The 13,346-nt window shown below is 75.3% G+C and carries 10 protein-coding genes; 6 read left to right on the top strand and 4 right to left on the bottom strand.

The window, feature by feature from the left end; genetic code table 11:
• Positions 1 to 157: 157 nt before the first annotated feature.
• Complete coding sequence (locus ACIQUQ_RS34120) at positions 158 to 3,919, bottom strand: S8 family peptidase (RefSeq protein ID WP_403983858.1); 3,762 nt, start codon at positions 3,917 to 3,919, stop codon at positions 158 to 160.
• Positions 3,920 to 4,133: 214 nt separating this feature from the next.
• Here ACIQUQ_RS34120 and ACIQUQ_RS34115 point away from each other — a divergent pair, with 214 nt between their 5' ends.
• The 3 genes from ACIQUQ_RS34115 (at position 4,134) to ACIQUQ_RS34105 (ending at position 6,721) form a co-directional block, all read left to right on the top strand.
• Positions 4,134 to 5,114 carry a helix-turn-helix domain-containing protein gene (locus ACIQUQ_RS34115; RefSeq protein WP_403983856.1) on the top strand — a complete coding sequence of 327 codons (981 nt, stop codon included), beginning with the start codon at positions 4,134 to 4,136 and terminating at the stop codon, positions 5,112 to 5,114.
• A gap of 508 nt (positions 5,115 to 5,622) precedes the next feature.
• Positions 5,623 to 6,108 (top strand): DUF456 domain-containing protein, encoded by a 486-nt coding sequence (locus tag ACIQUQ_RS34110; RefSeq protein WP_403983854.1) that lies wholly within the window; start codon positions 5,623 to 5,625, stop codon positions 6,106 to 6,108.
• A 52-nt stretch (positions 6,109 to 6,160) separates the two neighbouring features.
• Positions 6,161 to 6,721, top strand: a complete 561-nt coding sequence (locus tag ACIQUQ_RS34105) for a YciI family protein (protein ID WP_403983852.1) — start codon at positions 6,161 to 6,163, stop codon at positions 6,719 to 6,721.
• Between the two features lie 16 nt (positions 6,722 to 6,737).
• Here the strand turns inward: ACIQUQ_RS34105 and ACIQUQ_RS34100 are convergent, their stop codons facing one another.
• Entirely contained in the window at positions 6,738 to 8,327 is a 1,590-nt protein-coding gene (locus ACIQUQ_RS34100; RefSeq protein ID WP_403983850.1) for a serine/threonine-protein kinase, read from the bottom strand.
• A gap of 491 nt (positions 8,328 to 8,818) precedes the next feature.
• Complete coding sequence (locus tag ACIQUQ_RS34095; RefSeq protein ID WP_403983906.1) at positions 8,819 to 9,484, bottom strand: TetR/AcrR family transcriptional regulator; 666 nt, start codon at positions 9,482 to 9,484, stop codon at positions 8,819 to 8,821.
• 119 nt (positions 9,485 to 9,603) lie between these two features.
• Between ACIQUQ_RS34095 and ACIQUQ_RS34090 the strand changes: the two genes are divergently transcribed.
• A complete protein-coding gene (locus ACIQUQ_RS34090) occupies positions 9,604 to 10,440 on the top strand; it encodes a patatin-like phospholipase family protein (RefSeq protein WP_403983848.1) in 837 nt (278 codons plus the stop codon).
• 321 nt (positions 10,441 to 10,761) lie between these two features.
• On the top strand, positions 10,762 to 12,159 hold the full coding sequence (locus ACIQUQ_RS34085) for an AMP-binding protein (protein WP_403983846.1): 1,398 nt from the start codon (positions 10,762 to 10,764) through the stop codon (positions 12,157 to 12,159).
• Between the two features lie 170 nt (positions 12,160 to 12,329).
• Here the strand turns inward: ACIQUQ_RS34085 and ACIQUQ_RS34080 are convergent, their stop codons facing one another.
• A complete protein-coding gene (locus ACIQUQ_RS34080; protein WP_403983844.1) occupies positions 12,330 to 12,659 on the bottom strand; it encodes a hypothetical protein in 330 nt (109 codons plus the stop codon).
• A 184-nt stretch (positions 12,660 to 12,843) separates the two neighbouring features.
• Between ACIQUQ_RS34080 and ACIQUQ_RS34075 the strand changes: the two genes are divergently transcribed.
• Positions 12,844 to 13,215 (top strand): PPOX class F420-dependent oxidoreductase, encoded by a 372-nt coding sequence (locus ACIQUQ_RS34075; protein ID WP_403983842.1) that lies wholly within the window; start codon positions 12,844 to 12,846, stop codon positions 13,213 to 13,215.
• The last annotated feature ends 131 nt before the right edge of the window (positions 13,216 to 13,346 follow it).

Genomic DNA, 13,346 nt, shown 5'->3' with positions numbered 1-13,346 from the left:
GTTCGCCGCCGGGGGCGGGCGAAAACCTCGCGAATACCGGCGGACACCACACCTATGGGCTAACGGTCGAACGCCCGCCCGAAAAGCGCGGAGGTCCGCCGGGCGGCCCCACCCCCCACGGGAAGGTCGCCCGGCGGACCCGTCTCAACGGCCGTGGCTAGCGCACGTCGTACGCCCGCGCCACGGTCTGGCTCACGGTGCTGCCCTTGGCGTCCGTGAGCTCCACCCGCAGGGACACCGGCTTGCCGGAGGCCCCCGCGTGGTCCACGACCGCGGTCCACGCGGCGCCGTCACGGCGCACGGTGGCCTCGGTCCAGTGCTCGCCGTCGTACGAGTACGCGAGCTTCGCGGCGGTCAGCGCGCCGGGCGCGTACCCGGCGTGGCCGGTCGCGGAGAGCCGTACCGTCTGGCCGTCGGCCGCCGGCAGGGTCTTCGTCCCGTCCGCGCCGGGCAGCGCGATCCGCGGGAAGAGGATGCCCAGGCCCTGGGAGTACGCCGACCCGTCGAGCTTCGAGGTGAAGCCCCAGGTGGTACGGATCCCGGTGGACCGCTGCCACACGCGGGCCGGGGGACCCCACTTCTCCGCGTTCTGGGTCAGCTCGTACCGCCCCTCCTCGGCCGGTACCTCGAAGACCCCGAAGGGGTAGGGGCTGTCGCCGACGACCTCGCCGTTCCGCGTCAGGCTGAGGTTCCCGATGTCGCCGAAGCCGCCCGGCTGGGCGTAGTGCCCCGTGTCGCCCCACATGGCGGGGGCGAAACCGATCAGGTTGCCCTGGCGTTCGGCGGCGAGCGCCTCCCTGCCGTCGGTGCCGCGCGGGGCGACCGGGCCGACGACGCCGTCGTACCAGCTCTCGGACCGGGTGGTGCCCGAGCGGTACGTGCGCTGCTGGTCCGTCATGAACTCGCCCCAGGGGAAGCTGCTGGAGACCAGGTGGTCCCAGGCGGTGTCCCCGGCGGTGTAGAACTCGGTGCGCTTCCCCGGCACGGCGACCGTCTCGATGCCCCCGAAGTAGACGGCGCTGCCGGTCGGCCGGTACGCGGCGGTGGTGTCGACGTAGTCGGCGGCCACGCCCATGGAGTGGTACGCGGCCTCCACCCGGCCCAGCTCGCGGTCGCGCACCCGGTAGGTGCGGTCGCCGCGGACGGTGCCGGTCTCCGGGAAGGCCAGGTTGTAGAGGTACGGGCTCTTCGCGGTGGCCTTCCACGCCAGCGTGACGGGGCCGGTCCCCAGCTTCGCGAGCAGGGCCGCGGCCTCGGTGGAGTCGATGCTCAGGGCGGGCAGGGCGCCGCCCGCGTAGCCGGTGAAGCCGTACCAGCGGCCGGGGGCCGTGCGGTGGGCGAGCAGGGCGACGGCCCCGGCGGCCTTGGCGGCCTGCGCGGCCTCGTACAGCGAGCCGTCCTCGGAACGGACCAGCGCGACGGCGCCCTTGACGCCGGCGGCGGCCAGTTCCCCGGGGGTGCCGGTGCCGGCGTCGACCAGGCGGGCGCTGCCGGTGCCGTCGAGGTTGTCGCTGCCGGTGCTCGCGGTGTTGGGGTGCAGCACCGGTCCGCCGACGGCCTTGAGTTCGGTGACCAGCGGGGCGGCGGCCCGCCAGTAGCTGCCGAACTCGAACTCTCCGTCGGTGGCGCGGCCTTCGACGGAGGCGTAGAAGCCGCGGATGTTGCGGCCGCCCGCGGCGGTGCCGGCGTGCAGCCACACGTCGTCCCAGGATCGGGCGAAGGCGAGGGTGCCGCCGCGGACCTCGGCCGGCCGGTCGGCGGCGATGCGCAGCCGGGCGGCCCTGCGGGCGTCGAGGACGACGGTGGTGTCCCTCCTGACTTCGACCTGGGGGCGGCCGAGGTAGGTGAGGGAGTCGATCAGCGTCGCGCCTTCCTCCCGGTCGGGGGTGCCGACGAAGGCGGAGAGGAAGTACGCGCCCGGGCGGACCCGGTAGACCTGGTCGGCGGCGCCGTCGTTGAAGCGCCGTTCGCCGCTCGCGTCGTCGGTGCCGATGACGTCGAGGGAGGACGGTCCCCCGGCAGGCTTCCCGGCCCGGTCGACCAGCTTCACGCGCAGGGTGACGGTCTCCGGCTGTACGTGGAGGGAGAAGGGGGTCGAGACGCTGACGCCCTTGGCGGTGGCCACGATGCGGCCGGTGACGTCGCCGTACTGGGCGCGGGTCAGCCGGGCGGTGGGGTCGAGGGCCAGCGGGACCCCGACGGTGGCGCCGGCCGGCACGGTGACGGTGGTCCGGCCCAGCCGGGCGACACCGCTGCGGACCGCCGAGCCGTCGTGGCCGGTGACCTTCCGCACGGCCAGGCTCAGGGTGACCGGTGTGGTGCCGTGGTTGGTGTACGGGACCTGGACGGTGGTCCGGTCGCTGCGGTCCTGGGGCCAGTTGAAGCTGCCGCCCTGGACGGCGGGGGCGCTGGTGACGGTGGTGCGGACGGCGGCCAGTACGTCGAGGCGTCCGGCCCCGGTCTCGCGGGCGTCGCCGGGGAGCTCCGTGTTCGCGGAGCCGGTGAGGGCGGCCTTGATCTGCGCGCCGGTCCAGTCGGGGTGGCGCTGCTTGACGATGGCGGCGGCGCCCGCGACGTGCGGGGTGGCCATCGACGTACCGGACATGGACTGGTACGCGTACACCCCGCGGCCGCCGGCTGCGGCGGCCGAGATGCCGACTCCGGGGGCGGCGATCTCGGGCTTGAGGGTGTGGGCGAGGCCGGCCGGGCCGCGGCTGGAGAAGTACGCGGTGGAGTCGTCGCGGTCGACGGCGCCGACGGTCAGTGCGCTGGGTGCGCAGCCGGGAGAGGAGACGGTGTTGGGGCCGGGGCCCGAGTTGCCGGCGGCGATGACGAAGAGGGCGCCGGAGGTGCGGGACAGTGCCTCGGCGGCGGCCGCGAGGGGGTCGGTGCAGTCCCGCTGGGAGGGGTCGCCGAGGCTCATGGAGACGACGTCGGCCTTGTGGGCGACGGCCCACTCCATGCCGGCGATGATCCACGAGTCCAGGCCGTAGCCGCCGTCGTTGAGGACCTTGCCGTTGAGGAGTTCGGCGCCGGGCGCGACGCCCTTCCCGGCGCCGCCTGAGGCTGCGCCGGAGCCGCCGACGGTGGAGATGGTGTGGGTGCCGTGGCCCTGGCGGTCGTCCGCGGTGTCGGAGTCGGTGAAGTTCTCCGAGGCGGCGACCCGGCCCTTGAGGTCGGGGTGGGCGGTGTCGGCACCGGTGTCGAGGACGGCGACACGGGTGCCCTTGCCGTCGTATCCGGCGGCCCAGGCGGCGGTGGCGTTGACCTGCCGGGTGGAGCGCTCCAGGTTCGCCCGGACCTTGCCGTCGAGCCAGAGCTTCTTCAGCCCCCGGACCGAGCGGGACCGGGGGTTGGTGAGCTCGGCCCAGAACTGCGCGGCCTGCCGCTTGTCGGCGGTGAGCGCGACGCCGCCGACGGAGTCGAGGAGCCGGGTGCGCTCGGCACCGCGCGGGGCGGCGGGCGCGGTGCGGGCGACGTCGACGGAGCCGTCGTACACGGCGATCAGGGGCAGTGCCTTGGCGTGGGCGTCGTCGTAGCCCTGGCGGATCAGCCCGGTGACGTTGAAGAGCTGCTCGTCGACCGTCCCGGCGGCGAGGGCGGCGACGGCGCCCTCGGGGTAGACGTACAGGTCGTCGCCGGACCGGCGGGTCTGGACGAGGGGCAGGCTGCCGTCCTCGCCCGGCAGCGCCGTGGCGGCGGTGCGGCCGGCCGCGTCGGTGCTGACGAGGACGCGGTCGCCGGTGACCAGGGTGACGGTCACCGGGCCGCGCTGCTGCCGAGCGGCGGTCTCGCTGCCGACGAGGGGACGCTTTCCGGACGTTCCGCTTCCGGCCTGTGCCGTGGACGGGGCGACCGCGGTGACGGCGAGGACGACGGCTGTCGCCGCTCCCCACGCCGTACGCGATATCGGGCGCATCGCTCTCCCAGGGTGGATTTCCGGCCATCGCGCGCAGAGGAGCCCAAAAGGGGCCCGGCAAGGGGCGTATGACCAGCGGATGTTGGTGCTGCGGTGGCGTCACCTTGGCAGAGTGGCGGGCGATGCGGTGATGATGTCTCCGGCGGGTTTGCGCCGTGGCTGTTTCCCGCCGTCGACCGCGGCCGGAAACCGGTCGGAGGAGAGGTGGTTTCGCGTGTTGGGTGCGATAGGGCTCGACGAGGCCCAGGAGTCCGCTTATCGCGCGCTGGTCGCGCTGGGGGCGGCGGAGATACCCGATCTGGCACACCGGCTGACGCTGGGCGTGCCGCAGACGGAGCGGGTGCTGCGCCACCTGGAGCGGCACGGGCTGGCGGCCCAGTCGTCGGCGCGGCCGGGCCGCTGGGTGGCGGCGCCGCCGGGGGTGGCGCTGGGGGCGCTGCTGACGCAGCAGCGGCACGAGCTGGAGCAGGCCGAGCTGGCGGCGGCGCTGCTGGCGGAGGAGTACCGGGCGGAGGCCACGGAGCCCGCGGTGCACGACCTGGTGGAGGTGGTGACCGGAGCGAGCGCGGTCGCGCACCGCTTCGTCCAGCTCCAGCTGGGGGCGGTGGAAGAGGTCTGCGCACTGGTCACCGGGCAGCCGCAGGTGGTCAGCGGGCCGGACAACGAGGCCGAGGAGCAGGCCGCCGTACGCGGTGTCGAGTACCGGGTGGTGCTGGAGCGGGACGTCCTCGCCCTGCCGGCCGGGCTTGCGGAGGCGACCTCGGCGCTGGAGCGCGGTGAGCAGATCCGGGTGACGGGGCGGGTGCCGACCAAGCTGGTGGTCGCGGACCGGAACCTGGCGATGGTGCCGCTGACGGGGCGCGGCTCGGCGGAGCCTGCGGCGCTGGTGGTGCACGCGAGCGGGCTGCTGGAGTCCCTCATGGGCCTCTTCGAGGCGGTCTGGCGGGAGGCGCTGCCGCTGCGGCTGGGTACGGCCGGCACGGTGGCGGAGGGCGAGACGGTGCCGGACACGACGGACCTGCAGATCCTGTCGCTGCTGCTGTCGGGGATGACGGACGCGAGCGTGGCCAAGCACCTGGACCTGGGACTGCGGACGGTGCAGCGGCGGGTGAAGGGGCTGATGGAGATCACGGGGGTGACGACGCGGCTGCAGCTGGGGTGGCACGCGTACGAGCGGGGGTGGGTGGCCCGGTAGGGGCGTCGGCTCACGCGGCGCACGCACGCGGCGAACTCACGCGGCGAACTCACGCGGCGAACTCACGCGGCGAACTCACGCGGCGAAGCGGTACCTCGAAGGCATACCTCCGTGTCCGGGAGCTTCGGGTGCCGGCCCGGTCTGTGGGCGTCCGCCGACCGAGGGTTTCCGGGCCGGGGCACCCTGTCAAGGGCGCTCCGCTGCGCTCCGCGTCGCCTTCGGCGATTCCACTTCGTTCCACCCTTGACAGGGCACCCCGGCCCGGAAGGCAAAGACCTCGGCGGACACCCCCAGAGGAACGCCCAGGGGGATCCCGTGCCCCGTCCGGTACCGGGTGCGGATCCCCGCACCGAGGTGCGGGCCCGCCCCACGGGGCGGACGCGACAGCGTCCGTAAGCCCACCAGCCGTCTCAGCGGCCTCCGGGCCCGCTGGGGTCGGACATAAGCCGCCCATCCATCGGGAAGGTCAGCGGTGGCCGGGGGGCGGGACGTCCGGCAGGCTGGGGAAATGGACGGGCCGCAGCAAGTTCTGGTGGGCCTGGTGCTGCTGCTCGGCCTTTTCGGGGTGCTCGTCCCCGGCGTACCGGGCACGTGGCTGGTCTGGGCCGGGCTGCTGTGGTGGTCCCTGCACGAGCAGACCGGTGTGGCCTGGGTGCTGCTCGTGGGCGCGACGGCGCTGCTGCTGTTCATCCAGGTGGTCAAGTGGCAGCTTCCGCCGCGGCGGCTCCGGGGCACGGGGGCGTCCCGGCGGATGGCGGTGTTCGCGGGCTCGGGGGCGCTGGTCGGATTCGTCCTCGTCCCGGTGGTCGGAGCGATCCCGGGGTTCGTCGGCGGGATCTACCTGTGCGAGCGCCTCCGGCTGGGCAGCCACGGCGAGGCCGCCGCCTCGACCCGGGTGGTGATGCGGTCGGTGGGCACGAGCGTGCTGGTGGAGCTCTTCGCCTGCCTTCTGATCGCGGGTGCGTGGCTGGGTGCGGTGCTGGCCGGTGTGTAAGGGCGTGGGGGCTGCCCCCTGCGGGGCGGAGGTGGTCGGGAGAATGACCCGCATGGAGTTCTTCTGTTACCACCGTGACCGGGCCGGGTCGGCGGCGCTCCGGATGGAGCTGCTGGAGCGGCACTGGTCGTACATGGACGGGTTTCCCGAGATGATCGCCCGGGGTCCGACCTTCGCGCCCGACGGCGACGTGCCGAGCGGCAGCGTGCACATCGTCGGCCTGCCCGGACCCGCCGCTGCCCGGGCGTTCGCGTTCGACGAGCCCGGCTACCAGGCCGGCGTGTACCGGGACGTGCTGCTGCTCCGGTGGCGCAACGTCCTCGGGCGCACCATGTGGGAGTTCCCCGGCGGCCGGGAGGGCGGGAACCGGTTCCTCGTGCTCGGCCTCGCCTCGGCTCCGGCGGAGACCACCGACGCCGATGTGCCGGCCGAGGGGTGGGACGGGGACGACCTGATCGCGTACGGGCCGCTGCTGTCCGACGACGGCACCGCCTGGCTCGGCACGGCAGCCCTGGTGCGGGCGGTGGACGCGGATGCCGCCCGCGGCCTCCTGCCCGCCGAGCGCTACGCCTCCGTCGAGGTCCACGAGTGGGAGTTCGGCGGCCGGCGCTGAGCGGCCGCCACACCGCTCACAGCGGCAGTGTGCGCCAGCCCCGGGTGATCTGGTCCGGGACGGTCAGGGGGTGGTCGGGGGTCAGGAGGGTGACCAGGGCCGCGCCGTCGGCCGGGCGGGAGTCCGGGTCGGGGGTCAGGGCGTGGGCCACGGTGGCCGCCAGGGCCGGGTCCAGGGCCCGGACCGCCGCCACCGCTGCGGGTTCGGGGCCGGTCTCCACGATGCGCCGGATCACCGCGCCCGTGCTGGTCGCCGCGAAGGGACTCGTACCGTGCGCGGCGCACACCACGCAGCAGGCCCACGCCCACACGTCCGCGGCCGGGCCCGCCTGGGCCTCGCCGAACTGCTCGGGCGCCATGTACGTCAGCGTGCCCGGCCCGCCGCCGGTACGGGTGAGCCGCGTCCCGTCCACGATCGCCGCGATGCCGAAGTCGAGCAGCCGGGGCCCGGCGCTGGTCAGCATGATGTTGGCCGGCTTGAGGTCCCGGTGGACCAGGCCCAGCCGGTGCACGCCCGACAGTGCCACGGCCAGGGCCAGCGCGAGCGCGCGGAGCGCCTCGGGGGCCCGGACCGGCCCCTGTTCGGCCAGGTGGGCGTCGAGGGGCCGGCCGTCAAGCAACTCCATGACCAGGTAAGGCCGTCCGGCGTCCACCCCGGAGTCCAGCACCCGGGCCGTGTACGCCCCCGGGACCATGGCCAGGACTTCCGCCTCCCGCTCGAAGCGGCGCAGCAGGTCGTCCTGGTCCAGGAGTTCGGGGTTCAGGGTCTTCAGCGCGACCTGGGTCGCCGCCCCTTCGCGCCGGGCGAGGTAGACGGTGCCCATGCCGCCGGCCCCGATCCGGCCGAGCAGGCGGTAGCCACCGATGGACTGCGGCTCGTGCGGGCGCAGTTCCCGGTACCCGACCGGAGCGGTGTAGGGAAGGGCCGGCGCGGCCTCGGCCGGTGCCGTTCGGGCGTAGGGGTTGGGTTCCGCGTACGGGGATGCTCCTGCGTACGGGGTGCGCGGGGCGTACGGGCCCGCCTGCTGCGGGACGGGCGGGGCGGCCCCTGCCGGGACCGCACGTCGGCTCACCATCAGGGCGACCGCCTGGAAGACCAGGGCCGCCAGCACCAGGCCGACCGGCAGGAACAGGCCTGCCACCAGCCGTACGGCGAGCTGCGCGGCAGGCACGGTCCGGGCCGGGGGCGACCCGGGACCGGCCAGCAGGTTGCGCCGGGTGCGGTGCCAGAGGAACAGCCAGAGCAACAGGAGCGGGACGCCGACGGCGATGAAGGAGGTTCGCGCGGCCGCGAGGGACAGGCCGTAGGCCAGGGACAGGACCCAGGCCTGCCCGAGGGCGATGGGTTCCGACAGCAGGGCGAAGGCGGTGAGCCAGTGCGAGTCCAGAAGCATCCAGAGGCCCGCCCCGACCGCAGCGCCCAGGGCCAGTTCCCCGGCCACGGGTGCCGGGAGGAGGCCCGGGGAAGGCCCGTCGGCCGACGCCCTTCGGCGTACCGCCCCCTGAGCCCGCGTCAGCAGCGGCAGTGACGCCAGCCGCACCGCCAGCGCGGGTCCGGCCACGGCCAGGACCCCCGCGCCCAGCGAAAGGTCAAGGTACTCCGCCACTGTGTCTCCCGTCGCCGTGCAGGTGGGGAGTATAGGACCGCGAACACGGGCCCGTTGCCCGCTTCCGCGGCCTGATGGGTCTGCGGTGCGTGGGGAAGGTACTTGAGGGCCACTCCCCCTGGGCTGCCCTGGTGGGTCGTGTGGTGTGTGGGGAAGGTGCTTGAGGCGTCGTGGCAGGCTGGACCGGAGGCAGGCCCGGGCCGGGGGTGGCCGAAGGCCAGGGGCGAAGCCCCCTTGCCCCCGGGGTGGGCCTGCCGCAGGGCCTGCAGGCCACGACGGGTCAAGCACCGAGGGGACCCACACACCACACGACCCACCACCAAAGCGAGCTCCGGCGGGCCAGCGGAGCAGAAGGCACCCAGAAGCTTCGGCGCACTCAGGTCCCGGCATTGTCGCCCCACCAGAACAGCCGGCACCCGACGAACCGGCACCCCGAACAAGCGGCGCCCGACGAACCCGCCGACCCGCCTCACCCAAACCCGCCGGCCCCCTCAGCGTGCCCTGTGCGGGCCCAGCGCCCGGAGTGTTCCGGTCAGTTGGGCGGGCGTGAGGGCGGGGGCCGGCAGCGGCGGCATGGGGGTGGAGGCGCGCAGGCCGGACAGGAACAGCGCGAGGGGGCGGCGCCAGGCCCCGGGTGCGGTGGCCTCCAGGGCCGGGACCGCCCGGCCGAGTGCCGCCAGACCGAACAGCAGGTCCTCCAGGGCGAGATCGGCGCGCAGGGTGCCCTGTTCTCGCGCCCTGGCCATCAGGAGGGCGACGGTCTCGGCGTTGTGGGCGTGCACGGCGTCCAGCGACGGCACGCCTTCCACCCCGGTGGTCATCAGGTCGTTGGTGCCCCGGTCGGCGGCCAGTACGGCGAAGACCGCGTCGAGGTAGCCGGCCAGCCCCTCCCACGCGTCCGGCGCCTGCCGCGCCTCGTCACCGGCGGCCATGGTGCCCGTGAGGGTACCCCGGAAGACCGCCTCGACGAGATCGGCGCGGGTGGGGAAGTGCCGGTAGAGGGTGGCGTTGCCGACCCCGGCCCGGCGGGCGATGTCGTCGAGCGGCGCGTCCAGGCCGTGGGCCGCGAAGGCCTCCCGGGCGGCGGCGACGAGGAGTTCGCGGTTGCGCCGCGCGTCCCGCCGTACCGGAACCGTGCGCTCCGAGCCGTCCGCCATGTCCGCCATGTCCGCTCCTCCGCTTCGGCGATGTACCGGGGACCTCTCCCCGGTACGGATGCTATCGTCGGCGAGCAAAACGGGGGGCACTCCCCACTTCAAGGACGAAGGGGGTCGGCGTGTCCGGGACGGCTCTGGTGCTGGGCGGGGGCGGCGCGGTCGGCGGCGCGTGGATGGCGGGCCTGCTGGCGGGGCTCGCCGAGGCGGGGCTCGACCTCACCGGCGCCGGCACCGTGATCGGCACGTCCGCGGGTGCCGTGCTCGGCGCCCGGATCACCGCGGGGGTGGGCGCCGGAGAGCTGTACGGGGGTCAGCTCGCCGGCACCCCTGTCGTGGACGTCCGCGTCACGGCGGGCCAGACTGCGCGCTTCCTGTGGGCGGCGCTCGGCTCGCGGGACCCGGAGCGTTCGGTGCGCCGGCTCGGCCGGGCCGCGCTGGCCTCCCGTACCGTCCCCGAACGGGCGGTCCTGGACACCGTCGGCACGCTCCTGGAAGGAGTGCGCGCCTGGCCGGACCGCGACCTGCGGCTGACCGCGGTCGACGCGGAGACCGGGCGGCTCGCGGTCTTCGACCGGAACTCGGGGGTCACCCTCACCGAGGCGGTGGCCGCCGCCTGCGCGGTGCCGGTGGTCTGGCCGCCGGTCACCCTGGAGGGGCGGCGCTGGATGGACGGCGGCAGCCGGTCCACGGCCAACGTGCACCTGGCGGAGGGGTACGGGCGTGTGGTGGCCCTCGCCCCGGTCCCCAAGGCGGTCGGGCCGCACCCGCACGCCCTCGCACAGGGCGCCGAGCTCGTGGCCCGCGGTGCCCGCGCCCTGGTCCTGGCCCCCGACCGGGAGGCCCGGCGGGTCCTGGGACGGAACATGCTCGACCAGTCCCGCCGCCCGGCCGCCGCCCGTGCCGGGCACGCCCAGGCTGCGCGCTGCGCGGCGGCGGTGGCCGAGGTGTGGTGCTGACCGGCCGGAGGCCGGGCGCCCTCCGGCTACGCCACCCGTCCTCGGGCGACCTCGGGCGTCCTCGGGCGACCTCGGGCGACCTCGGGCGACCTCGGGCGACCTTGAACGTCCTCGGGCGACCTCGGGCGACCTCGGGCGCCCTTGGACGTTCTGCCGAGGGCGGCCCGCACCGCTGGTCGGGAACGCGCCTTGCGGCCGGCGGGCGTCCACGGGTGGGATGACCAAGATCGACCGGCAGGCATGACCACGATCGACCGGCAGGGATGACCACGATCGACCGGCAGAGCTGGCCAGATCGACCGGCACGGGGGGGGGAAGCACATGGCACCGACGCTCGACGGCTGTACGCCCTGGCCCGGGGCGTTCGTCGACCGCTACTGGGCGGCCGGGCACTGGCGCGGCAACACGCTGGACAACCTGCTGCGCGGCTGGGCCCTGCAGTACGGGCCGCGGACGGCGCTCGTGCACGACGGCGAGCGCGTGACGTACGCGAACCTGAACCGGCGGGTGGAGCGCAGGGCGGCCGGCTTCCGGCTGCGCGGCCTGCACCCGGGGCAGCGCGTCCTCGTCCAGCTGCCGAGCGTCCCCGAGGCCGTGGTCACGCTGTTCGCGCTGATGCGGGCCGGACTGGTACCCGTGCTCTGCCCCCTCTCGTACGGCGCGCCCGAGATCACCCGGCTCGCGCGGGTCACCCAGGCCGTGGGCTGGGCCGCCCTGGCGGAGCACCCGGAGTTCGACACGACGGCGGCCGCCGCGGACATCGCGGCCCGCTGGCCCTTCCTGCGGCGGGTGTTCACCCTCGACGCGCCGGGCGCCTCTTCCCCGTACGGCGGCCTGACGACCGATCCGGCCGGCTGCCAGTACAGCCCGCTCGGCAACGTCGACGCCCCGCCGGCGCCGGCGCTGGTGCAGGGCGCGGACCAGGTGGCGTTCCTGCTGCCCGCCGGCGCCGTCACCGGGGAGCCGGTGCTCGTGCCCCGGACGCACGACGACTACGCGTACCAGGCGCGGGCGGCGGCCGAGCTCGTCTCGCTCACCGAGGACGACGTGTACCTCGCCGTCCCGGCCGCGGGGTCCCCGTTCGTCCTGGGCGGCCCCGGGGTCGTCGGCACCCTGTCCGTCGGCGGCACGGTCGTCCTGGCCGACGGCCCGGAGCCCGGCGCGTGCCTGGCGCTCGTCGCGCGGGAGGCGGTCACCGTCACGTCGCTCACGGCGGACGCCGCCGGACGCTGGCTCGACGCGCTTCCCGCGGACGGGGACGGAGCAGGTACCGGCAGCCTCCGCCTCGTCCAGGCCGGCGGGGACGCGGCCTTGTCCGGGGCGACGGCGGAGGGACTGGGCCGGGCGCTGGGCTGCCGGGTGCAGCGGGTGTTCGGCCTGGCGGAGGGGCCGTTGCTGCTGTCCGGCCCCGGCGAGGAGGACGCGACGGAGCCGGAGGGGCGGGTGCGGCCGCTCTCGCCGGACGACGACCTCCGCGTCGTCGGCGCCGATGGCGCGGACGTGCCGGACGGGGAGCCCGGCGAGCTGCTGGCCCGCGGCCCGTACACGCCCAGGGGCTACTACCGGGCACCGGAGCACGACGCCCGTTCCTACACCCCCGGAGGCTGGCTGCGCACGGGCTTCCTGGCCCGCCGCACCCCGGCCGGTGCCCTGCTGGTCACCGGCCGGCACACGGCCCCGGAACAGGAACCGGCGGACGACGACCGGGCAACCGGCTGACCACCGGCCGGCACACGACTCCGGAACAGGAACCGGCGGACGACGACCGGGCGGCCGGCGGACACGGACCAGGCGGCCGGCTGGCCAAAGGCGGGGACGGACAGGGCCCGGAGTGACCGACCGGGGAAAGGAGCAGAGGCCGCCTCAGCCCCACCCTGGCCGGGCAGCCCTCACGCCTCCGCGGTACCGGCTGCGGTACCGGCTGCGGTACCGGCTGTACGGGCCGCGGTACCGCCCGCAGCCTCCGCCTGCCCCGCTCCGGTCCCCTGCGCCGACGGGGCCGACGGGGCCGGCGCCGTCACGCCCGCGGCGCCCAGGTCCGCCCCGGCCCCCACGCCCAGGTCGGCCCGCATCGTGCCGCGCAGGGCCAGCCCGCGTTCCCAGAGGTCCTGGAGCGCGTCGTGTATCTCCTGGAACGACCCGCCCGGCACCGGGTTGCCCTCCGCCAGCCGCATCGTCCGCGCGTACAGCTTCGCCATCGCCGCGTCGGAGGCCGTCATCTGGCCGGGGCGGCGGGGTCCGCCCCATCCTCCCGCGGTCGGGTGAACGCCCTTCTGCGGGGCCGGAGTACGCCCGTACTCCCGTACTCCCTCCCTCCCGTACGTCCGCCCGGCGGGCCTACGTCCGGGGAACCGGGACCGGGGACCGATGCGCGGGCGCGGTACGCCGCGGATGCTGGTCGGCATGAGGGACTTCACCGGATTCACCGAGGCCGAGGTGGCCTACCTCGGCACCCAGCCCCTGGGCCGCCTGGCGACCGTCGATCCCCAGGGGCGGCCGCAGGCGAACCCGGTCGGGTTCTTCCTCCAGGACGACGGCACGGTCCTGGTCGGCGGCATGGCGATGGGCACCACCAGGAAGTGGCGCAACCTGACGGCGAACCCGTGGCTCGCGCTGGTCGTCGACGACCTGGTCAGCACCCGCCCGTGGCGGGTGCGCGGGATCGAGATCAGGGGCGAGGCGGAACTGCTGACCGGGCCACACGGACTCGGACCCCACTTCAGCCAGGAGGTCATCCGCATCCACCCGGCACGGGTGCACTCATGGGGCCTGTGACGGCCGTGCCGGACCGGCACCCCGGGAGGGGGCCGGTCCGGCGTGACCGGGGCCAGCCGCGGAAGGCGCGAGCCCGACAATCGCGGAGGCGTCCCGTCAACCGCGGAGGCCGCCCGACAATCGCGGAGGCC

It is taken from the genome of Streptomyces sp. NPDC101118 (genome assembly GCF_044759445.1).
In the GTDB taxonomy this organism is placed as follows: Bacteria; Actinomycetota; Actinomycetes; order Streptomycetales; family Streptomycetaceae; genus Streptomyces.
Note: the sequence above shows the minus strand (reverse complement) of the source record. Positions and strands in the feature narration are given on the sequence as shown.